This is a genomic window from Vibrio sp. R11-SG3-ISO3-SZ (genome assembly GCF_059834345.1).
This window is the reverse complement of the sequence record NZ_JCBDGX010000150.1, coordinates 41,725-63,063: the sequence shown is the minus strand read 5'-3', so window position 1 is coordinate 63,063 and position 21,339 is coordinate 41,725. Positions and strand designations below refer to the sequence as shown.

The window sequence follows — 21,339 nt, the reverse complement described above, 5'->3', positions numbered from 1 at the left end:
CCTCATAGCAAAACAACAAGGCCAGATCGCGATGATCTGGCCTTGGTCTTATTCGTGTTTGGATTTAGTGTACCGCTTCTTCTTGCTCGCCTAAGTATTTGAAGGTCAGCGCGTCGCCATCAAGGTCGACTTTCACTGTGCCACCGTTAACTAAGGAGCCAAAGAGCAGCTCGTTCGCCAAAGGTTTCTTCAACTGCTCTTGGATCACGCGGCCCATTGGACGTGCACCCATCGCCTTATCGTAACCTTTGAGCGATAGCCAGTGACGAGCATCATCAGAGACTTCCAACGACACGCCGCGTGCATCCAGCTGAGCTTGCAATTCAACGATGAACTTATCAACCACCTGATGAATAACATGTTCATCCAGGCTGTTAAACCAGATGATGTTATCCAAGCGATTTCGAAACTCAGGTGTAAAGACCTTCTTAATTTCTGCCATCGCATCATGGCTGTGATCTTGCTGAATGAGACCGATGGATTTCTTCTCGGTTTCTTTCACGCCCGCATTAGTGGTCATCACAAGAATCACGTTACGAAAATCCGCTTTACGGCCATTGTTGTCCGTCAGTGTGCCGTTATCCATCACTTGCAGTAACAAGTTGAAGATATCTGGATGCGCTTTTTCAATCTCATCCAGCAAGACAACGGAGTGTGGATGTTTAATAACCGCATCGGTCAACAAACCGCCTTGATCGTAGCCAACGTAACCTGGAGGCGCACCGATTAAACGGCTCACCGAATGACGCTCACCATACTCAGACATATCAAAACGAAGCAGTTCGATACCCATGAGTTTAGAAAGCTGCACAGTGACCTCGGTTTTACCCACCCCGGTTGGGCCCGCAAACAAGAAAGAACCGACCGGTTTGTTGTCGTTACCTAGCCCAGCGCGAGTCAGCTTAATCGCCTCACTCAAGGCATCTATGGCATCGTCTTGACCAAACACCAACATCTTCATCTTCTCATCCAAGTTCTGCAAAATTTCTTTGTCAGAAGAGGAGACGGATTTCTCTGGGATGCGCGCCATTTTAGCGACCATCGCCTCGATGTCGGCCACACCGACGGTTTTCTTACGACGACTGGCTGGGGCTAAGCGGCTGCGCGCGCCCGCTTCATCAATGACGTCAATCGCTTTGTCTGGCAAGTGACGCTCGTTGATGTATTTTGCCGACAATTCAACCGCGGCACGCAAGGCTTTGTTGGTGTAACGCACTTCGTGGTGCGCTTCATATTTGGGTTTCAGTCCCATCAAGATCTTGGTGGTATCATCAAGCGAAGGTTCCACCACGTCAATTTTTTGGAAGCGACGCGACAACGCTCGCTCTTTTTCAAAGATGTTGCTGTACTCTTGGTACGTAGTGGAGCCAATACAGCGTAACTTGCCACTGCTGAGGAGCGGTTTGATGAGGTTGGCGGCGTCCACTTGACCACCAGACGCCGCACCCGCACCGATGATGGTGTGAATCTCATCGATAAATAGGATGGCATCTTGCTCTTTTTCAAGCTGCTTTAAGATGGTTTTGAAACGTTTTTCAAAATCACCGCGGTATTTGGTGCCCGCCAGCAGCGAGCCGATATCGAGCGAGTAGATCACGCTGTTGGCGATGATTTCAGGCACTTGCCCTTCGACGATTCTCCACGCCAAGCCTTCCGCGATCGCCGTTTTACCAACGCCCGCTTCACCCACCAACAGTGGGTTATTTTTACGTCGGCGACACAGGACTTGGATAGTCCGTTCTAACTCTTTATCGCGCCCAATCAATGGGTCAATTTGGCCTTGCTTCGCCACTTGATTGAGGTTAGTCGCGAAACTTTCTAGACGTTCTTCAGAGCCTGACTCTTCGACACTGTCACTGCCAAAGGAATCCGATGAAGAGGACTCATCACCCGAACTGGACGCTTTGGTAATGCCGTGAGAGATAAAGTTGACGATGTCCAACCGGCTGATGTCGTTTTTCTTCAACAGATAAGCAGCATGGGATTCTTGCTCGCTAAAGATAGCAACGAGAACATTCGCGCCAGTCACTTCGCTGCGACCAGACGATTGCACGTGAAAAACGGCTCGCTGCAGCACACGCTGGAAGCTCAACGTTGGCTGCGTTTCACGGGTTTCGTCGTTATCAGGAATCAGGGGGGTGGTTTGATCGATGAAAATGTCCAACTCGGCACGAAGTGCATCGATGTCAGCCTGGCAGGCTTTCAATGCCTCTCGCGCAGCATCATTTTCTAACAATGCTAGCAGGAGGTGCTCGACGGTCATAAACTCATGTCGTTTGTCACGTGCACGTGAGAACGCGCCGTTTAGACTCGACTCTAATTCTTTGTTCAGCATAAGTACCTCCTAAATAGAACAACGATGGTTGCTCGAACAAACGTTACGCTTGTTCCATTGTACAAAGCAGGGGATGCTCATTTTCCTTGGAATACATTGTGACTTGCGCCACTTTGGTTTCAGCGACTTCCGCGGTGTAGGTGCCGCAGACCGCTTTACCTTCATAATGCACTTTGAGCATCACCTGAGTTGCCTTATCAATATCCATAGAGAAAAAACGCTCTAGGATTTCGATGACAAAGTCCATGGGGGTGTAATCATCATTGTTCAATACAACGTTATACATGGACGGTGGCTTAATTTCTGTTCTTTCTTGCTCCAGTAAGTCAGAATCTGGAGTCACCCATTCAAACTGCTTGCTCATGACTCTTCAACAATTAGGTTTATCTGGTTTCAGTTTACCACTTCATGGAAGAGAAGTTTTAGATTTTGCTCTTGTAATTTAGACCATTTAAGCACAACAAAAATTTCACGCTTACTTAGAGACTAATCCACCATTTCCAAGCCTGCAAATAAAAGATTTTTATTCTCTCAAGCCCTCTATCTGATTGATTAAAAAGAAGCCAAAATCGCTAAATTGTCAAAATCACCCCATAGACTAGAAATTGAAAACCGTTGCAAAAATGTAAATCTCAAAAGTGATTTGTTTGCAAATATGTAGAGTGTAATACGTTTTTTCTATTGACTGTGTTCAATCATTGGCTACATTGGTCAAATAGTGAGTAAAAATTTGGCAGCGGCTGAATGGAAATTCACTTTTTGTTTACACGTCACATTTTGACAACATTCCGCGCTAGACGGTCATCAAATGGCAACAGGAATGGCGGCAGTATAGAGCGGAGTTGAAATCGGTCGTGTAACCACCAACAACGTCAGTAAACAATGCATGAGGGATGTATAGCATGGCTACAGGTACAGTAAAATGGTTTAACAATGCCAAGGGATTTGGTTTTATCTGTCCAGAAGGTGAAGAGAGTGATGTGTTTGCGCACTACTCAACCATTCAAATGGATGGGTATCGTACTCTGAAAGCAGGCCAACAAGTCAATTTTGAAGTGGAAGAAGGTCCCAAAGGCTACCACGCTAGCGTGGTTACACCAGTGGACGCTCAACCAGCTAAATAACCGCTGCCAAAAAACTTCGCCCGATTCTTCGGTGCCGCAAATCTAACGCAATAAAAAACCCGCTCAGTCAGCGGGTTTTTGTTTATCGGCTCGCCAGTCTATTAGCGATTAATGATGCTGTTGAGTGTTGCGCTTGGTCGCATTAGCGTCGCGGCCTTTTCAAACACTGGTGCGTAGTAGCCACCCAGATCGCCCGCGACACCTTGAGCACCATTGAGCTCAGCGATAATCGCCTCTTCGTTGTCTTGCAACGACTTCGCAATCGGCGCAAACTCCGCCGCAAGCTCAGCATCAGCGGTCTGCTCTGCTAACGCTTTTGCCCAGTAGCTCGCTAGGTAGTAATGGCTGCCACGGTTATCAAGCTCGCCAACTCGGCGAGACGGTGACTTGTTGTTGTCAAGGAACTCACCGGTCGCCTTATCAAGGGCATCGGCCAGCACTTGCGCTTTAGCATTGCCTGTCACGACGCTGAGGTGTTCCAGTGACGCTGCTAATGCCAAAAACTCACCTAATGAATCCCAACGCAAATGGTTCTCTTTTTCCACCTGTTGAACGTGCTTCGGCGCGCTGCCGCCCGCCCCTGTTTCAAACAGACCACCGCCGTTCATTAGCGGTACGATAGACAACATTTTGGCTGAAGTTCCCAACTCAAGAATTGGGAACAAGTCCGTCAAGTAGTCACGCAGCACGTTACCTGTCACAGAGATGGTATCAAGACCTTCTTTAATGCGCTCTAGCGAGTATTTGCACGCCTCAAGTGGTGCAAGGATCTTGATCTCTAGACCAGAGGTGTCGTGCTCAGGTAAGTACGCGTTCACTTTTTTGATCAACTGAGCATCATGAGCACGATTTTCATCCAACCAGAATACCGCAGGGACGCCGGTTGCGCGTGCACGTGTCACCGCAAGTTTTACCCAGTCTTGAATCGGTGCATCTTTCACTTGGCACATACGGAAGATGTCACCCGCTTCCACCGATTGCTCAAGCAGCACCTGGCCGTTGGTGTCAACAACACGGACAGCACCATCGGCGTCGAGAATAAAGGTCTTGTCGTGTGAGCCGTACTCTTCCGCTTTCTGCGCCATCAAACCCACGTTAGGCACGCTACCCATAGTGGTTGGATCAAACGCACCGTGCTCTTTACAGAAATCAATCACCGCTTGGTAGATACCCGCGTAGCTGCGATCTGGAATCATCGCTTTGGTGTCTTTCTGTTTGCCGTCAGGGCCCCACATTTGACCGGATGCACGAAGCATAGCCGGCATCGAGGCATCAACGATGATGTCACTTGGCACGTGAAGGTTGGTGATACCGCGATCAGAATCGACCATAGCTAATGGTGGTTGAGTTTCATACACCGCTTGAAGCGCGGCTTCAATCTCGGCTTTTTGATCTTGCGGCAAGGCTTCAATCTTGCTGTACACATCGCCGATACCATTTTTGACATCAACGCCGAGTTTCTCAAACAGCTCACCATACTTAGCAAACACGTCTTTGTAGTAGACTTTCACGGCATGACCGAAAATCACTGGGTCAGAGACTTTCATCATGGTCGCTTTCATGTGCAGTGATAGCAGCACATCTTTTTGCTTCGCGTCTGCAATCTCTTGCTCAAAGTACGCCACGAGTGCGTTTTTGTTCATCACCGCGCAATCAATGATCTCTTTATCTTGCAGGGCGAACGGCGCTTTCAGTTGTTTTGTGCTGCCGTCTTTCGCGACAAATTCGATGGTCACTTTGGTCGCATGCTCGACCGTCACCGACTTCTCGCTACCGAAGAAATCTTTGTCATCCATACTCGAGACATGAGATTTCGACTCTTTTGACCACGCGCCCATTGAATGTGGGTTTTTCTTTGCGTAGTTCTTGACTGAAAGCGGCGCACGGCGGTCAGAGTTACCTTCACGTAGCACCGGGTTCACTGCACTGCCTTTGATCTTGTCGTAGGTCGCTTTGATCGCTTCCTCTTCGTATGTACTTGGCTCTTCAGGGTAGTTCGGCAGGTTGTAGCCTTTGGCTTGCAGCTCTTTAATTGCGGCTTTTAACTGTGGGATAGACGCCGAAATGTTCGGCAGTTTAATGATGTTGGCATCAGGTGTTTTCGCCAACTCGCCCAATTCAGCAAGCGCATCACCGATACGCTGTTCTGGCTTCAGATGCTCAGGGAAGCTCGCGATGATACGACCGGCGAGTGAAATATCGCGTGTGTCTACGTCAATGCCTGAGGAGGCAGTGAAAGACTGGATAATTGGCAGTAGTGAGTAGGTCGCTAGCGCTGGCGCTTCATCGGTGATCGTGTAAATAATTGTAGGCTTTTCTGTAGGCATGAAATTTCCCTATTTGTTCTGACAAACCCATTGGATGCATGGGCTTTTGTGGTCTGTCCGCGACAAGTAGATAATACCAACACGAATGTGGTTGCCTTGGTATCGTCATCCCCTCACTTGTTGCGATTTAGATGTCTCTTTTTTTGTTTGGCCATCGCCGTTGAAACTTTGTGTTTCGCTGACTCGGCGTCCATGAGAACGTAATCGTTATAATTAAACAAAATCGGCAAAATAGTCTATTATCTTGTGCGCCAATCCTGATTCGAGGCGCGCACATCATAGCGTAATTCGAGATAGATCGAAACTTTCGCCCACACTTCGTTTACATTTTTGCAAGGTAGTTAACATGTCACCACGCTCAAGACGCGAGTCTCAGCCCGCTTCACCACGCAACGGTCAAACACGTTTAAAACGACCGTTTGGCGCGCAAGATGCCAAGCGCAGCTCGTCTAAACATCGCAGAAAAAAGCCAAGTCAACGAGCGAAGATCGCGCCATCAGAACGTAAGGTGATCGTCTTCAATAAACCCTATGACACCTTGAGCCAGTTCACCGATGGGGAGGGAAGAAAAACCCTAGCCGACTACATAGATGTTAAAGATGTGTACGCCGCTGGAAGACTCGATCGTGACAGTGAAGGGCTGATGGTGCTGACGAATGACGGCATCTTCCAAGCCAAACTGACTTCACCCAAATCGAAAGCCCCTAAAACCTATTGGGTACAAGTAGAAGGCGAACCGAGCGATGCGGATCTCGACAAGCTTCGCCAAGGGGTTGAATTAAAAGATGGCATGACACTGCCGGCCACCATCGAACGCATGGACGCGCCTGATATTTGGGAGCGCAACCCGCCGGTGCGTTTTCGCGCCTCGATTCCAACGACTTGGCTCGCCGTCACCATCATCGAAGGTCGTAATCGCCAAGTCAGACGCATGACCGCGCACATCGGCTTCCCGACTCTTAGGCTTGTGCGCTACTCGATGGGTGACATCACGTTAGGCGATTTGCAGCCAGGCGAGTGGCAAACCGTCGACTTGTAACTGCCCTTGTTATAAATGATTCTTCGTTACCCTCTCAGAGTAACTTAGGATAAAAAAATACCGCTCTATTGAGCGGTATTTTTTTGGTTTCGTCACCCGTAAAGGGATTACTCTTTATCTTTCGCTGCGGTCACTGCAATCGCTAGCTCTTCAAGCGCGGCAGGGTTAGCAAGGCTAGGCGCGTCGGTCAATAGACAAGCCGCTGCCGTCGTTTTCGGGAACGCAATCACATCACGGATGTTCTCGGTACCACACAACAGCATCACAAGACGGTCGAGACCAAATGCAAGACCCGCGTGCGGCGGCGTACCAAATTTCAGTGCGTCCAATAGGAAGCCAAACTTCAGACGTTGCTCATCCGCATCGATACCAAGAATATCGAATACCGCCGCTTGCATCTCCGCATTGTGGATACGAACAGAACCGCCGCCCACTTCGTAGCCGTTGAGTACCATGTCGTAGGCGTTAGAGTTCGCCGCTGCAGGGTTCGCTTTTAGCTCTTCTGCCGTCACACCGAGAGGCGATGTGAATGGGTGGTGCATCGCGTGCAAGTTGCCTTCATCGTCTTCTTCAAACATTGGGAAGTCAACAACCCATAGAGGCGCCCAAGTGCCTTCTTTTGTCAGCTCTAGGTCTTTGCCCAGTTTCAGACGCAGTGCACCCAGCGCTTCAGCCACGATGTTCGCTTTATCTGCTCCGAACAAAATAATGTCACCAGATTCCGCTTGCGTGCGCTCAAGGATGCCATTGATCACCTCTTCGCTAAGGAATTTAGCCACAGGAGATTGGATACCTTCCATACCCGCCGCACGGTCGTTGACCTTCATCCATGCCAAACCTTTCGCACCATAGATACCAACAAACTCGCCGTAGCCGTCAATTTGTTTACGAGTGAGTGACGCACCACCCGGTACGCGAATCACAGCAACGCGGCCTTTCTCGTCATTGGCTGGACCAGAGAAGACTTTGAACTCAACGTCTTTCACTAGATCTGCAACATCAACAAGCTCTAGTGGGTTACGTAGATCAGGCTTGTCAGAGCCAAAACGGCGAATCGCTTCGCTAAATGGCATGACAGGGAACTCACCAAGGTCAACGTTCAGTAGCTCTAGCCACATGTCGCGAACCATTTTCTCTGTGGTTGCACGCACTTCGTCAGCGGTCATGAATGACGTTTCGATATCGATCTGAGTGAATTCTGGTTGACGGTCAGCACGCAAGTCTTCATCACGGAAACACTTAACGATTTGGTAGTAACGGTCAAAACCCGACATCATCAGCAGCTGTTTAAATAGCTGTGGAGACTGAGGAAGCGCGTAGAAGCTGCCTTTGTGAACACGGCTTGGTACTAGGTAATCACGCGCACCTTCTGGTGTCGCTTTGGTCAGTACAGGTGTTTCGATGTCTAGGAAGCCGTTGTCGTCTAGGAAACGGCGAACAAAGCTAGACGCTTTCGCACGCAGCTTGATGCGGTCGCTCATTTCAGGGCGACGCAGGTCTAGGTAACGGTATTTAAGACGTTGTTCTTCCGAGTTCTTTTGGTTGAAGTCTAGAGGCAGAACGTCACTGCGGTTGATGATCTCAAGACCTTTCGCAAGGATCTCAACTTCACCGGTGGCCATGTCTTTGTTGACTTGGCTTTCTGGACGAACACGCACTTCACCCGTTAGCTTGATACAGAATTCACTACGAAGGGTATTCGCCACTTCGTACGCGTCCGCCATGTCTGGATCCACCACTACCTGTACGATACCTTCGCGATCTCGCATATCGATAAAAATAAGACCGCCTAAATCACGGCGACGGTTTACCCAGCCGCACAGTTCTACAGTTTGTCCTGCTAGGGACTTGTTCAGGTGACCACAGTAATGGGTACGCATAATGAAATTCCCAATCTCTCTAGTAATAAGTTGATGACGCCCTAGCTGACTGCCGCCAGAGCAAAGGTCCATTTATACGCTGAAAGTCATTTTAAATCGACTGTTGCAGCGACAATTTATTGCGTTTTATCGTGCTTTGATGATTTTTACACCAACAAATGGCCAAAAAAGCCGATTTCGCCGTCAAATTGACCCGATTATAACGCCAGATTACCTTTTTCTTCAAAACTCTCGTAGAGTAGAGACATCCGATGCGTATTGAGGGAAGTATGGACAAGTTACCACTAAGATTAGGCTTGACAATGTGGTCAAACAACCACTGGCAGCAGGCGTTTTATGGTAGTGGCACGCAGGCCTCACAACGCCTTGAAAAGTATGCTGAGGTATTCCATACCGTTGAAGGTAACACCACGTTTTACGCCACGCCAACGCCATCAACGGTGAGCAACTGGAAAGCCGCCACGCACGATGATTTTCGCTTTACCTTCAAGCTTCCCAAAGCCATCACCCACCAGCATCAGTTGCAAGGCTGCCAAGCACTGCTTGCCGACTTTATGCACATTATGGCGCCACTGATACCGCGCATTGGGCAATGGACTATTCAACTCCCCGCCGCCTTTGGACCCGAACACTTTTCACAGTTGTCGGCCTTCTGCGCCATGCTGCCACCGGACTTTCCCATCGGTGTTGAAGTGCGCCACCCCGCCTTTTTCGCCAAAGGTGACGCCGAAAAGCGACTCAATCAGTGGCTGCTGGAGCGCAATTACGATCGCATCATTATGGACAGTCGCCCTGTTTTTTCGACCCAGCCGGACAGGCGCTCCCCCTATTTTGCTGCCCTAATTGATGCCCAAGAGAAGAAACCGCGCGTTCCCGTGCACGCCATTGCCACCGGAGCGCATCCTATGGTGCGTTTTATTGGCCATCCTGATGAACCACTCAATGACGTTTTTTTTACTCCTTGGCTCGACAAATTGCCGCAGTGGATAGGCGAAGGAAAGCAGCCTTACCTGATGATCCATACCGCCGACAACCTGGTTGCGCCCGAGCTAGCCGCGAAGCTCTATCGACGTTTGCAACAGCAGGTGTCATTGCCCGATTTAGCGCCATTTCCAAGCCAAGGCGACCACGCGCAAATATCTATGTTTTAAGTCACATGACAAGCGCGCAAAGATCTCATAAAATACGCGCCTTTTTTGACATCTGACGATGGCATGCTTGACTGTTTGCATCGTCCGTAGCGAGAGTGTGTGATGAACCCTAAGAGCAACCCAGATACCATTTTTTCGGCGCCAATCGACAAAATTGGTGACTTCACGTTTGATGAACGTGTCGCAGAAGTGTTCCCTGACATGATCCAGCGCTCGGTACCAGGCTACAGCAACATCATTTCAGCGATTGGCATGTTGGCCGAGCGCTTCGTTAAGCCTCACTCCAACATTTACGATTTAGGTTGTTCATTGGGTGCCGCAACCCTCTCTATGCGTCGCCACATCCAGCAAGAAGGCTGCAAGATTGTCGCTGTCGATAACTCGCAAGCCATGGTTGAGCGATGCAAACTGCACGTCAACGCCTATCGCAGCGATACGCCTGTTGAGGTGGTTGAAGCCGATATTCGACACATCGACATCGACAACGCGTCTGTGGTGGTCTTGAACTTCACGCTGCAATTTCTCTCACCACAAGACCGCTACAGTTTGCTAGAGAAGATTTACGCGGGTTTAAGACCTGGCGGTATTCTCATTTTGTCAGAGAAATTTGTCTTTGATGATGTCGGCGCCAACGAGCTATTAATTGATTTGCACCATGACTTTAAACGCGCCAATGGCTATAGCGAACTCGAGATCAGCCAAAAGCGCAGCGCGATTGAAAACGTCATGCGTCCTGATTCCATCAAAGCGCATAAAGAGCGCTTTGCCAAGATTGGCTTTAGCAGTTTTGACGTTTGGTTTCAGTGTTTTAACTTTGGTTCTATGTTCGCGATTAAGTAGTCATCACGATCAGATGGTGTCCATCAACGAATAGTGTTGTACGACACCCATCTCCACATTTGCACGCGCCGAGTCCCTAGAGGCCGCGAGCAACCATAAACATCTAGGGGCATGCCTGTATCAACGAGGACCTTGTTTTCATGTTTAATTTTGCCGATTTCTATCAACTCATCGCTCAAGACACGCGTCTGCAACCTTGGCTGAATGTTCTACCACAGCAGTTGACCGATTGGCAAAATGCCGAACACGGTGATTTTGGCCGCTGGTTAAAAGCACTGAACAAGATCCCAGAAGGCGCGCCAGATCAAGTCGATGTTAAACATTCGGTGACGTTGAGCAATGACACGCCATTCCATGAGGGCGAGTTAAAGAAACTCGAAAACTTACTGCGTACCTTCCACCCTTGGCGTAAAGGGCCGTACACCGTACACGGTATCCATATTGATACTGAGTGGCGCAGCGACTGGAAGTGGGATCGTGTCCTCCCTCATATCTCTCCACTGAAAAATCGTAGTGTGCTGGATGTCGGTTGTGGCAATGGCTATCACATGTGGCGCATGCTGGGCGAAGGCGCGCGTCTTACGGTCGGCATCGACCCATCACACCTGTTTTTGATCCAGTTTGAAGCGATTCGCAAACTGATGGGCGGTGATCAACGAGCTCATCTTCTGCCGCTGGGTATAGAACAACTGCCAAAACTGGAAGCCTTTGATACCGTCTTTAGCATGGGTGTGCTCTACCATCGCCGCTCGCCGCTTGATCACTTGATCCAACTTAAAGATCAATTGGTGGCAGGCGGAGAGCTGGTGCTCGAAACTCTGGTTATCGAAGGCGATGAAACATCCGTATTGGTGCCGACATCTCGCTATGCACAGATGCGAAATGTGTACTTCTTCCCTTCCGCCAAAGCGCTTAAAGTCTGGCTGGAACTGGTTGGCTTTGAACAGGTGCGTATTGTGGATGAAAACGTCACGAGCACTGGCGAACAGCGCACCACCGATTGGATGACGCATAACTCATTGCCAGACTATTTAGACCCAAGCGATCCGAGCAAAACCGTGGAAGGCTATCCGGCGCCACGACGTGCGATCTTGGTGGCGAAGAAACCCAACTAGGAATTCCGAATTTCTTAAAGATTTGACAATACGTTAACGCATTTTTGCTATCGAATCGTTACTCTCCAAACCCTTACTTTCTGCCGCCTAATACGCCCAGTCAGTAAGGGACTATTTCTTTGTTTTTATCTCTGTTTTACTGCCCAATTTAGGTTGATTAATGTTTTCAAGATTGACTCCGCTTGTCGCCCTTGCTGTGCTTTCAGGCTGCGCGACAACTGACGAAAAGCCGTACCATCAAGAAACACTCGCCGCGATTTCAGCGCAAGAAACCTCTCTTAATAACAAGCTCGAAAACATCGCCCTGCAACTGAGCAATCAGTCCGACTACATCGAAAGCCTAGAGGGCCAAGTCTTGGTGTTAGGTGGTGAGGTGGGTGAACTGAAAAAACGCGTCAACACACCGAGCAAAGCACAAACCACACCCAAAGCGCCCACGCAGAAAATTGTCAAGGTTGACCCAAGTAACCGCATTGTGCTGGGAGAAATCGAGACGGTCACCATAGACAACGTCTCACAACGTTTTGACGCCCGAGTTGACACCGGCGCTGCGACCTCGTCACTCAATGCTGTCGACATTGCGGAGTTTGAGCGCAACGGCAAAAACTGGGTTCGCTTCCACCTCTCCGATGGTGTCACAGAGTTAAATGATGACAACTGGATCGAAGCGCCCGTGGTTCGCCATGTCAAAATTCGTCAATCCACCAATGAAGAACTGGAGCGACGAGTCGTGGTTGAACTTTGGGTCAAACTTGGAAAAATTCATGAAAAAGCGCAGTTTACATTGGCAGATCGCTCTCAAATGAGTCATCCTGTTCTTCTAGGTCGTGAATTCATCCGTGACATCGCCGTCGTCGATGTCAGCAAGAAGTACATTCACACGGAAGTTGCAAAAAAATAATAAGGTAACAGTATGACGTCAAAAGTCCCTTTTTATATTTCAGTGGTTGTCCTGATCTGCGTAGGGATTGCGCTGAGTCTATTTCGCCACCAAAGCTATGGTGTGCCTTGGACGCCAGGAGAAACGCGCCAAGTCTGGGATATCGAGGCTCGTATTGAATTTAATGCGCAAAATAAGCCCGTCAAAGCCTCCCTTGCTGCGCCTCATACACAATCGGGTTTTACCCTGATTAGCGAGTCGTCATCTTCTCCAGGCTATGGTGTTTCCTACATCGACACCGAAACCGGGCGCCGTGCCGAGTGGTCCATTCGCCAAGCGAGCGGCGCGCAAACCATCTACTACAAAGCGCAGTTTTTGGTTGACCCGCAAGCCGACGTCGATCCGATTCCACCTGTTGCCGCCACCACCAAACCCACTTTCGATGGTCCTGTCGAAGCAGCGGCTAATGCATTGATTGAACTCGCTAATCAACGCTCTGCCGATGACATCACCTTTACCCGTGAACTGATCAAATCCATCAACGATTCAGACAGCCAGAACGCAGCGTTAATTCTCAATCGCATGTCTAAAGTTGAAGCAGTAAGCAAACTGCTCGCCTATGCGGATATCCCAAGTAAAGTCGTCGGTGTTATCGAGCTGGAAGATGGCCGTCGTCGCCAAAGCATTCAGCAGATGAACCAAGTGTGGGATGGCAAAAGTTGGGTGCTGTTCAACCCAAGCAAAGCGAGCCAAGTCACCGCAGAGAACATTCTGGTGTGGGATGAATCGAACGTCTCGCTACTTGATTTGATTGGCGGTCAAAACAGTCAAGTCCACTTCTCCATGATTGCTCAGGAAGTCTCGCCGTCTCAAGCGACGATGGACAAAGTGCAGGCCGACGGTTTACTCAACTTCTCTATTCATAGCTTGCCACTAGAAGAGCAAGCCATGTTCAAAACCATCATGCTGATCCCGATTGGCGCCTTGATTGTGGTTTTCTTACGCGTGCTGATTGGTCTGAAAACCTCCGGCACCTTTATGCCCGTTCTGATTGCGGTCGCCTTTGTGCAAACTCAGCTTGTGACCGGTATTGTCGGCTTCCTATTGATCGTCGGTACTGGCTTGGTTATCCGCAGCTATCTCTCTAAGCTCAACCTGCTTTTGGTGGCGCGGATTTCGGCGGTCATCATCACGGTGATTATGATCATCTCGGTGTTTACCGTGGTGGCATTTAAGATTGGCTTGACCGAAGGTCTCTCGATCACCTTCTTCCCAATGATCATCCTATCTTGGACTATTGAACGCATGTCGATTCTCTGGGAAGAGGAAGGCGCTAAAGAGGTAGTATTGCAAGGTGGGGGCTCGCTACTGACTGCTGTACTGGTCTACCTAGCGATGACCAACCCTTACATTCAACACCTGACCTTTAACTTTATTGGTCTGCAACTGATCGTACTGGGCGGTATTTTGTTACTCGGTACCTACACTGGATACCGTCTGACTGAGCTGCGTCGTTTTAAGCCATTAGCGGAGGACTGAACGATGTTTTCACGTTTTACCTCTCCGAGTAAGCTGCGCCACAAGGGCATTATGGGCATGAACCAACGTAACCACAGTTATATTGGTCGCTACAATGACCGTTCAAAATACCCCTTGGTGGACGATAAGCTGAAAACCAAGATCATTGCCGAGATGCATGGCGCGACGACACCGAAGCTTATCGGCGTTATCAGTAACCAAGCCGAAGTCAAACGTATTCACAATATGGTGCTCGATTGGCCTGGTTTTGTTATCAAGCCAGCACAAGGCAGTGGTGGCAAGGGGATCCTTGTTATCACCTCTCATAAGGATGGCGTCTACACCAAGCCTTCCGGTGCCACCATCAATAAAGAAGATGTCGAACGTCACATCAGTAATGCCCTCGCTGGGCTCTTCTCGCTCGGTGGCAAGAACGATGTCGCCGTGGTTGAAAATCTGATCAAATTTGATGATTGCTTTGATGGCTTTAGCTACGAAGGGGTGCCCGATGTGCGCATCATCGTATTTAAAGGCTACCCAGTGATGGCTATGATGCGCTGCTCGACCGCTGCGTCTGATGGCAAAGCGAACTTGCACCAAGGCGCCGTGGGCGTCGGGATCGATATTGCAACCGGCCGCGCGGTGCGAGCGGTGCAGTTTGACCAACCGATTACTCATCACCCAGACACCGGCAAAGAGCTGGCGACCCTACAAGTGCCTCATTGGGAGCGCCTTCTGGTGCTGGCTTCTAGTGCTTGGGAGATGACCGGTCTCGGTTACATGGGCACCGACATGGTGCTCGACAAAGAAGAGGGGCCGATGGTGCTCGAGCTCAACGCGCGCCCCGGTCTGGCAATTCAGATCGCGAACGGCAGCGGACTGCTACCAAGGCTGCGTCACATTGAAAACATGGGCACGGCTATCCGTTACCCTACACCGGAAGAGCGCGTCGCCTATGCCGCGAAACAGTTTGGAATTTTCGCCAACGAAATTCCTGCTTGATTCCTTAATGTCTAAGTTGCCTTAAACCTCCAATAAAAAATAGCCGCTTAGCGGCTATTTTTGTTTCTGGTCTTTTGTGTCTTGTCGACCTCGGGTGTCACATTAGCTCGCGGCGCGCACGTCAGAGGTAGACAGCAGGCCATATTGACGCTGAATTTTATCCGCAGCTTGCTCGGCAATCATGATGGTCGGGGCGTTGGTATTCGCGCCCACCAAGGTCGGCATCACCGACGCATCCACCACCCGCAGCCCTTCTAAGCCGTGTACCTTGAGGTCGGCGTCCACTACCGCATACTCATCGCTGCTGGGCCCCATTTTACAAGTACCGACTGGGTGATACTGGGTATCGGCGCGATTACGAATGTCTTGTTCGATTTGCGCATCATCGGTGATATCGACCGGATAAAAGTTCTCCCCCCTCACCTCGTCAAACGCACGGCTGTTTAGCATGCGATGCTGCAACTTCCAGCCACGCTTCATCACTTCCATATCGTCTGGGTCAGCAAAAAATAGCGGATCAATTAATGGGGCGTGAGTCGGGTCAGCGCTCGCCAGCTTAACGGTGCCACGGCTTTTCGGCCTTAGCACAGTGACATGGCAACTGAAACCGTGACTGGTGTGGATTTTTCTTGCGTGGTCATCGACCACCGCGACCACAAACACAAACTCAAGGTCCGGCACATCGAGCTCAGGTTCGGAGTACGCGAACGCAATTCCTTCGGCAAAGTTGCTGCTAAGCTTACCTTTGCGCTCAGACATCCACTCAGGCAGCGCCTTGCTCATCTCAGCCGCCATAGAGAGCGACACACCAAAGGTCTCTTTCTTGGCGCTGGTTTTATAGCTATGGACAAGGTCGATGTGATCTTGCAAGTTTTCTCCCACGCCGGGTAGATGGTGGTGGTGAGTCAGCCCGTGCGGTTCAACATCGCTCTTGGCGCCTATGCCCGACAACAGCATAATTTGCGGCGAGCCAAAGGCTCCGGCGCTCAAAATCACCTCTTTACGTGCTCGAATTTGGTACACCTTACCCTTGTGCTGGTACTCCACACCCACCGCACGCTTCTCTTCAAGCAGCAATTTCGGGTCGTGGCTCGGGTAATCACGGTGAGATTTGAGCGATGTAAGTTCGGCGTGAGATACCCTTTTGCCGCGCTGCAGCGTTCACCGTTTTTTTGCGTCACTTGGGTGACCATAGCGCCAAACTGCTCTGCACCATTGATGTCATGATTTCTTGGCACCCCGATGGATTCACACCCATCAAGAAAACGCTCTAGTAGCGGACTCGGTGAACGCAAGTTGCTGACGTTAAGCGGTCCACCTTGTCCATGATAGGCGTCGACGTGCTGCTCATTATGCTCTGCCTTTTTAAAGTACGGCAGGCACTCGTTGTAGCTCCAGCCGAGATTGCCTAGGCTTGCCCAAAGGTCGTAATCATAGCGATGGCCGCGTGCGTACATCATGGCGTTGATGGAGCTTGAACCACCGAGCGTTTTTCCACGTGGCTGATAGCCTTTGCGACCATTTAGACCAGGCTGAGGCACTGTCTCAAACGCCCAGTTATTGATTTTGGTCGGCATCATCGCCACCGCGCCTACCGGCGTGTGGATCACCGCGCTGCTGTCTTTACCGCCAGCCTCAATTAAGCACACGCTGATGCTAGGGTCTTCACTTAAACGTGACGCCATCACGCAGCCCGCCGAGCCGCCGCCGACCACAATAAAATCGTATTCCATAATCACGCCTCCTCGGCATCACATGGATGCAGCTCCCGTTTGAGAATTTTACCCGTTGCTGTCATCGGCAAAGATTGACGAACAAATATACGGCGCGGGTATTTGTACTCTGCCAACTGCTCACGGCACCACTGAACCAGGGTATCCGCGTCAAGATCACTGTCATGTTTTAACGTCACGTGAGCGTGGATCTCTTCACCCAAACGCTCATCAGGCTCACCCACTACAGCCACCATCTCAATCGCAGGGTGGCACATCATCACTTCTTCAATTTCACGTGGGTAGACGTTGTATCCACCGCGAATGATCATGTCTTTCACTCGATCAACAATAAAAAGGTTTTGCTGCTCGTCTAAACGGCCAATATCCCCAGTTTTAAACCAGCCATCTTGAATCACTTCTGCGGTGGCCTCTTCGCGGCGGTAGTAACCTTTCATCACACTCGGGCTTTTCACGCAGATTTCACCCAGTTCTCCACACGGCACGCGATTGCCCTCTAAATCGATTACTTTCACCATGTGGCCACACAGTGGCTGACCAACACTGCCAGGCAGGCGCTCACCGTCAATGTGGTTGAACGTCGCCACCGGCGCGGTTTCGGACAGGCCATAACCTTCAAGGATAGGCACTTCAAACAGCGCCTCAAACTGGCGCAGCACTTCAACCGGTAGTGAAGCACCGCCAGACACGCCTAGGCGCAAACTCTCTTTAAGTTTGTGCGCCACTTCGGTATCCGCTTGCCCCGCGCTGAGCAGCGCAATGTACATGGTAGGCACGCCAGCAAATACGCTGACTTTGTGGCTAATGACGTCTTCAATAACCTGTTTGGGATCAAAGCGAGGCACCAGCACCATACAACCACCAATCATCAAGGTGGCGTTCATCATCACCGTCTGACCAAAACTGTGGAAGAGCGGCAAGGTGGCGATGGTGGTGTCATCACGTTGCAAGCGCATCAAGTTTTGTGATGCCATCGCATTGGTGAGCATGTTGGTGTGTGACAGCTCTGCCCCTTTAGGCTGCCCTGTCGTACCTGAAGTGTAGAGAATCACCGCACTGTCATCGCCTTGACGCACAACCGACTCTAGCGGCTCGACGTCCGATGCCAACCACGCTTCCAACGAATGCTCGCCCACTTTACCTTGTGGCATGGCGATATAGTGCTGACAGCCTTGTGCGGCATGAAAACCGTCTCGGCCGTATTGGCCCATCGGCAGCGCGTCGTTGCCATCGAAACAAAGGTACGCTTTGGCCTCTGAATCGTTTAGGTGATAGGCAATTTCGCGCGCTTTAAAGAGCACATTCATCGGCACCACCACGCACCCAGCTTTTAAAATGCCGTAATAGGCCACCGGAAAGTAGTGAATATTGGGGCACGATAGCGCGACTTTATCCCCCGGCTCGAGACCAAGCTCAGCCAAGTGACGCGCCACCTTACCCGCCATGATGTCGAGCTGTTGGTAGGTGATAACGTTGTTCGCCAGTTTGAGCGCAGGATGAGAAGCAAAGAGCGCGGCATTACGCTCCAGATTGACAGCCAAGTTGTGCATGCGGGATCTCCTTATCTTAGCCGCATCAAGACGATGCGGCCCGTAAGTTTGTTATTGTGTGTAGGGTATTCCCCTTCTCGGGGAGAGGGTCGATTTAAACCGTTGGGTCGGATTTGCCGACAAATAGCTTCACCACGAGCTTCTGCACCCAAGTGCCGTAGGGCGGTGAAAACAACGAAATAGGGAACCACTCGCGCATTTGCAGTACGCTGCGCGCGTGGCTAAGCTCGCGAAATCCTTCTTCGCCGTGGTAGTTACCGATACCTGAATTGCCTATGCCGCCAAACGGGACCGAGTGGTTGAGGACATGCCAGCCCCAATCGTTCACGGTGACGCCGCCACTGTGTGTTTGGCAAAGAATGTCATCGCGCAGCGAGCCACTGTGGGTAAACAAATAGCAAGCAAGCGGTCTAGGTCGATTGTTGATGTACTCCACCACCTGCTCGATGTTTTTGTAGCTGTGCACCGGAAGCAGTGGGCCAAAGATCTCTTCCTGGCAGATACGCATATCGCTGCTGAGATTCGTGGCAATATAAAGCGGCGTCTTGCGCCCTTCCCCTTCGGGCAAACATTGAATGATGTTAGCGCCTTTCTGTTTCGCATCCTCGAGCAGCGCATGGAAGCGTTGATGTTGTGGCTCATCCACCAAAGAGGTGTAATCAGCATTGCCACTGATTTGCTGATACATAGCTACATGGGCATCACACAGCGCGTCGACAAACGCCTCTAGCTTGCTCTCATGGACAAACGCATAATCGGGAGCGATACAAATTTGCCCTGAGTTAAAGCCTTTGCCGTGCGCCAAACGCTTCGCCGCTTTGGTGACGTCATAATCTGGCGCCACAATAGCGGGAGACTTACCGCCGAGCTCCAATGTGACCGGCGTTAAATTGGCCGCAGCATTGGCCATAATGATCTTGCCGCTGCTCGGCGAACCGGTGAACACCAAGTGATTGAACGGCAGATGCGATATGTCCATCGCTTGCGGGTGATCGCCGGGGACAATCCGCACCAGATCGTTTGAGTAAATTTCCGCCAACATTTGGCTCAATACACGGGTGGTATTGGGACAGTTGGGCGGCATTTTAATCATGCAGCGATTACCCGCAGCCAATGCGGTGATCATAGGCCCAATAGAGAGATAAACCGGAAAGTTCCACGGACAAATGATGCCCACCACCCCTTTCGGTTGGTAGCGTATTTGCAATTTGTTGCCTTTAAATAGCCACTCCGTCGGGCGACGCTTGGCTTTCATCCAACCTTTCAAGTGACGAAGAACATGGTTGATGTCCAATATCGGTGCCAACACATCCGCCATCTTAGATTCGGTCTCACTGCGCCCACCAAAATCATCACTCATCGCTTGAGCTAATCTATCTTGATAGCGGCGCAACTGAGTTTTCAACGCCACTAAACGCTGCTTACGCACATCCAGTGACGGCATGGGTTCGTTGCGATAGGCCGTGCTCAACGCATCAAACCATTGCTGCAGATCTTGGTCTGAGGGTGAAATAACATCATGAGGTGTTTGAGGGTGTACTAATGCATTCATAATCGATTCTCGTGGTACTGACACAAGTATTACAACATTTTGTTAACATGCCACCTAGGTGGCAAACAGACAAAAAACGGTGAATTTCGGACAAAACTGAGAGACTGCTGACAACATCACAGCCCCATCTTGGCTATACTCAACGCCAATATCCGTTATCTTACTCTCATACTGGAGCGGTCACACAATGCAACATTTAGCGGTTTATGAGCCTGATAGTAACGCATGCGGTCTGCTGGACGTGCAGTTGTTGGTGCGCTATCTCGGTCAGCGAGTGCCGCTCACAGACCTGCTGGATGGCAGTGGTGTCAGTGTCGAAAAGCTCTATCAACCCGACACGCAAGTCACCCTCGCCCAGAAGCTGCATATTTTCAGCAATGCCCTACTCTGTGCAGACGAGCCCGGACTTGGCCTTAAGGTGGGCCAACAAGCCAGGTTCAGCGATTTTGGCGTGTTGGGTTACGCGGTGTTTAGCTCCAGCACCTTGCTTGAAGCGATGACGATGGGATTCAAATACCTGAGATTGGCGGGGCCAGTGCTGCGCAAGCAGCTCCTCATCGATAAGGATTTGGGGTATATCCGCGCGGAAGAGTTAATTGATCTCGACACCTTGATGCCCTTTTGCTGCGAATACTGGTTTTCGGCAATTCAATCTTTGTGTGAAGAGGTGATGCAACATCCCTTCCCCTCACACCAATTGCATTTTCCTTACCCCGCGCCCCACTACGCATCATTGTATCAAGAGGTATTTCGCTGCCCGGTGAAGTTTCAATCCAAACAGCTGGAGTGGCAATTTTCTACGGATGTGGTCAATCAACCCTTGCCTACCGCCAACAAGATGACCTTGCAGCAGTGCTTAAAAACGTGTGATGAGATGCTGGCAAAACTGAGTGGCACCAGTACCAGCTTAAAAGACAGGATTACTCAACGCTTAATCGAGCAGCCGGGGCACTACCCATCGATTGAAATCGTGGCGCAGCAGCTGGGGATGTCTTCACGCACGCTGAGACGAAAACTGAGTCAAGAGCAGACCAGCTACCAACAGATTTTGGATCACGTTCGCTTTCAGCTTTCACGCCATTACCTCTGCTCGACGCAATTGAGCATTGATGAGATTTCAGAGCGCGTCGGCTACTCAGACAGTGCCAACTTTCGTCACGCGTTTCGTAAGTGGAGTGGCGATTCGCCAAGTCACTATCGCAAATCGGCCCATGCGGTGCCCCATCTTCGTGAGCATTAGCGAATGCAGAGTACGCGACGTTTCGACATATAAGTCCGTTAAAGCAATAAGTC

At 50.4% G+C, this 21,339-nt stretch carries 15 protein-coding genes and 1 pseudogene; 9 read left to right on the top strand and 7 right to left on the bottom strand.

The genetic code is table 11. The annotated features are described in order from the left end of the window. Window positions 1-64: 64 nt before the first annotated feature. Complete coding sequence (clpA, locus tag AC6R1O_RS17160) at window positions 65-2,335, bottom strand: ATP-dependent Clp protease ATP-binding subunit ClpA (RefSeq protein ID WP_334550990.1); 2,271 nt, start codon at window positions 2,333-2,335, stop codon at window positions 65-67. Between the two features lie 43 nt (window positions 2,336-2,378). Next, window positions 2,379-2,699, bottom strand: a complete 321-nt coding sequence (gene clpS, locus AC6R1O_RS17155; RefSeq protein WP_334550991.1) for an ATP-dependent Clp protease adapter ClpS — start codon at window positions 2,697-2,699, stop codon at window positions 2,379-2,381. Between the two features lie 538 nt (window positions 2,700-3,237). Here clpS and cspD point away from each other — a divergent pair. After that, window positions 3,238-3,459 (top strand): cold shock domain-containing protein CspD, encoded by a 222-nt coding sequence (cspD, locus tag AC6R1O_RS17150; protein WP_334550993.1) that lies wholly within the window; start codon window positions 3,238-3,240, stop codon window positions 3,457-3,459. Between the two features lie 101 nt (window positions 3,460-3,560). On the opposite strand, the gene AC6R1O_RS17145 is transcribed toward cspD, so the two are convergent. Continuing rightward, window positions 3,561-5,786 carry an NADP-dependent isocitrate dehydrogenase gene (locus tag AC6R1O_RS17145; protein WP_500637003.1) on the bottom strand — a complete coding sequence of 742 codons (2,226 nt, stop codon included), beginning with the start codon at window positions 5,784-5,786 and terminating at the stop codon, window positions 3,561-3,563. A gap of 346 nt (window positions 5,787-6,132) precedes the next feature. Here AC6R1O_RS17145 and AC6R1O_RS17140 point away from each other — a divergent pair, with 346 nt between their 5' ends. Next, window positions 6,133-6,825 (top strand): pseudouridine synthase, encoded by a 693-nt coding sequence (locus tag AC6R1O_RS17140; RefSeq protein ID WP_500637004.1) that lies wholly within the window; start codon window positions 6,133-6,135, stop codon window positions 6,823-6,825. Window positions 6,826-6,932: 107 nt separating this feature from the next. Here AC6R1O_RS17140 and aspS read toward each other — a convergent pair whose 3' ends face one another. Continuing rightward, window positions 6,933-8,705, bottom strand: coding sequence for an aspartate--tRNA ligase (gene aspS, locus AC6R1O_RS17135; RefSeq protein WP_500631922.1), 1,773 nt, complete (start codon window positions 8,703-8,705; stop codon window positions 6,933-6,935). A gap of 269 nt (window positions 8,706-8,974) precedes the next feature. Here aspS and AC6R1O_RS17130 point away from each other — a divergent pair, with 269 nt between their 5' ends. The 6 genes from AC6R1O_RS17130 to AC6R1O_RS17105 all read left to right on the top strand — a co-directional run bounded on the left by AC6R1O_RS17130 (window position 8,975) and on the right by AC6R1O_RS17105 (window position 15,211). Continuing rightward, window positions 8,975-9,856 (top strand): DUF72 domain-containing protein, encoded by an 882-nt coding sequence (locus tag AC6R1O_RS17130; protein ID WP_500637005.1) that lies wholly within the window; start codon window positions 8,975-8,977, stop codon window positions 9,854-9,856. Window positions 9,857-9,958: 102 nt separating this feature from the next. Continuing rightward, the gene (gene cmoA / locus AC6R1O_RS17125; protein WP_487902693.1) at window positions 9,959-10,696 is read left to right on the top strand and encodes a carboxy-S-adenosyl-L-methionine synthase CmoA; all 738 of its coding nucleotides are present in this window, start codon (window positions 9,959-9,961) and stop codon (window positions 10,694-10,696) included. A gap of 140 nt (window positions 10,697-10,836) precedes the next feature. Further along, window positions 10,837-11,811 (top strand): tRNA 5-methoxyuridine(34)/uridine 5-oxyacetic acid(34) synthase CmoB, encoded by a 975-nt coding sequence (cmoB, locus tag AC6R1O_RS17120; RefSeq protein WP_500637006.1) that lies wholly within the window; start codon window positions 10,837-10,839, stop codon window positions 11,809-11,811. Window positions 11,812-11,971: 160 nt separating this feature from the next. Continuing rightward, complete coding sequence (locus AC6R1O_RS17115; protein ID WP_500637007.1) at window positions 11,972-12,712, top strand: ATP-dependent zinc protease family protein; 741 nt, start codon at window positions 11,972-11,974, stop codon at window positions 12,710-12,712. 12 nt (window positions 12,713-12,724) lie between these two features. Then, entirely contained in the window at window positions 12,725-14,230 is a 1,506-nt protein-coding gene (locus AC6R1O_RS17110) for an inactive transglutaminase family protein (RefSeq protein ID WP_500625832.1), read from the top strand. 3 nt (window positions 14,231-14,233) lie between these two features. Further along, complete coding sequence (locus AC6R1O_RS17105) at window positions 14,234-15,211, top strand: alpha-L-glutamate ligase-like protein (RefSeq protein ID WP_500631918.1); 978 nt, start codon at window positions 14,234-14,236, stop codon at window positions 15,209-15,211. A 102-nt stretch (window positions 15,212-15,313) separates the two neighbouring features. On the opposite strand, the pseudogene AC6R1O_RS17100 reads toward AC6R1O_RS17105, so the two are convergent. The 3 genes and pseudogenes from AC6R1O_RS17100 to AC6R1O_RS17090 form a co-directional block, all read right to left on the bottom strand. Further along, window positions 15,314-16,947: pseudogene (locus AC6R1O_RS17100) on the bottom strand (GMC family oxidoreductase). Then, window positions 16,947-18,494 carry a long-chain-fatty-acid--CoA ligase gene (locus AC6R1O_RS17095; protein ID WP_500657479.1) on the bottom strand — a complete coding sequence of 516 codons (1,548 nt, stop codon included), beginning with the start codon at window positions 18,492-18,494 and terminating at the stop codon, window positions 16,947-16,949. The pseudogene AC6R1O_RS17100 and the gene AC6R1O_RS17095 overlap by 1 nt, the downstream one beginning before the upstream one ends. A 94-nt stretch (window positions 18,495-18,588) precedes the next feature. Then, on the bottom strand, window positions 18,589-20,046 hold the full coding sequence (locus AC6R1O_RS17090; RefSeq protein ID WP_500657478.1) for a coniferyl aldehyde dehydrogenase: 1,458 nt from the start codon (window positions 20,044-20,046) through the stop codon (window positions 18,589-18,591). A 187-nt stretch (window positions 20,047-20,233) separates the two neighbouring features. On the opposite strand from AC6R1O_RS17090, the gene AC6R1O_RS17085 reads away from it, so the two are divergent. Beyond that, the gene (locus AC6R1O_RS17085) at window positions 20,234-21,286 is read left to right on the top strand and encodes an AraC family transcriptional regulator (RefSeq protein WP_500657477.1); all 1,053 of its coding nucleotides are present in this window, start codon (window positions 20,234-20,236) and stop codon (window positions 21,284-21,286) included. The last annotated feature ends 53 nt before the right edge of the window (window positions 21,287-21,339 follow it).

Bases quoted from the DNA above. Each gene is read 5' to 3' on its own strand.
- cspD (WP_334550993.1), top strand. From the start codon at position 3,238: ATGGCTACAGGTACAGTAAAATGGTTTAACAATGCCAAGGGATTTGGT.
- AC6R1O_RS17095 (WP_500657479.1), bottom strand. From the start codon at position 18,494: ATGCACAACTTGGCTGTCAATCTGGAGCGTAATGCCGCGCTCTTTGCT.
- AC6R1O_RS17140 (WP_500637004.1), top strand. From the start codon at position 6,133: ATGTCACCACGCTCAAGACGCGAGTCTCAGCCCGCTTCACCACGCAAC.
- aspS (WP_500631922.1), bottom strand. From the start codon at position 8,705: ATGCGTACCCATTACTGTGGTCACCTGAACAAGTCCCTAGCAGGACAA.
- AC6R1O_RS17115 (WP_500637007.1), top strand. From the start codon at position 11,972: ATGTTTTCAAGATTGACTCCGCTTGTCGCCCTTGCTGTGCTTTCAGGC.
- cmoB (WP_500637006.1), top strand. From the start codon at position 10,837: ATGTTTAATTTTGCCGATTTCTATCAACTCATCGCTCAAGACACGCGT.
- clpS (WP_334550991.1), bottom strand. From the start codon at position 2,699: ATGAGCAAGCAGTTTGAATGGGTGACTCCAGATTCTGACTTACTGGAG.
- AC6R1O_RS17110 (WP_500625832.1), top strand. From the start codon at position 12,725: ATGACGTCAAAAGTCCCTTTTTATATTTCAGTGGTTGTCCTGATCTGC.
- clpA (WP_334550990.1), bottom strand. From the start codon at position 2,335: ATGCTGAACAAAGAATTAGAGTCGAGTCTAAACGGCGCGTTCTCACGT.
- cmoA (WP_487902693.1), top strand. From the start codon at position 9,959: ATGAACCCTAAGAGCAACCCAGATACCATTTTTTCGGCGCCAATCGAC.
- AC6R1O_RS17090 (WP_500657478.1), bottom strand. From the start codon at position 20,046: ATGAATGCATTAGTACACCCTCAAACACCTCATGATGTTATTTCACCC.
- AC6R1O_RS17105 (WP_500631918.1), top strand. From the start codon at position 14,234: ATGTTTTCACGTTTTACCTCTCCGAGTAAGCTGCGCCACAAGGGCATT.
- AC6R1O_RS17130 (WP_500637005.1), top strand. From the start codon at position 8,975: ATGGACAAGTTACCACTAAGATTAGGCTTGACAATGTGGTCAAACAAC.
- AC6R1O_RS17085 (WP_500657477.1), top strand. From the start codon at position 20,234: ATGCAACATTTAGCGGTTTATGAGCCTGATAGTAACGCATGCGGTCTG.
- AC6R1O_RS17145 (WP_500637003.1), bottom strand. From the start codon at position 5,786: ATGCCTACAGAAAAGCCTACAATTATTTACACGATCACCGATGAAGCG.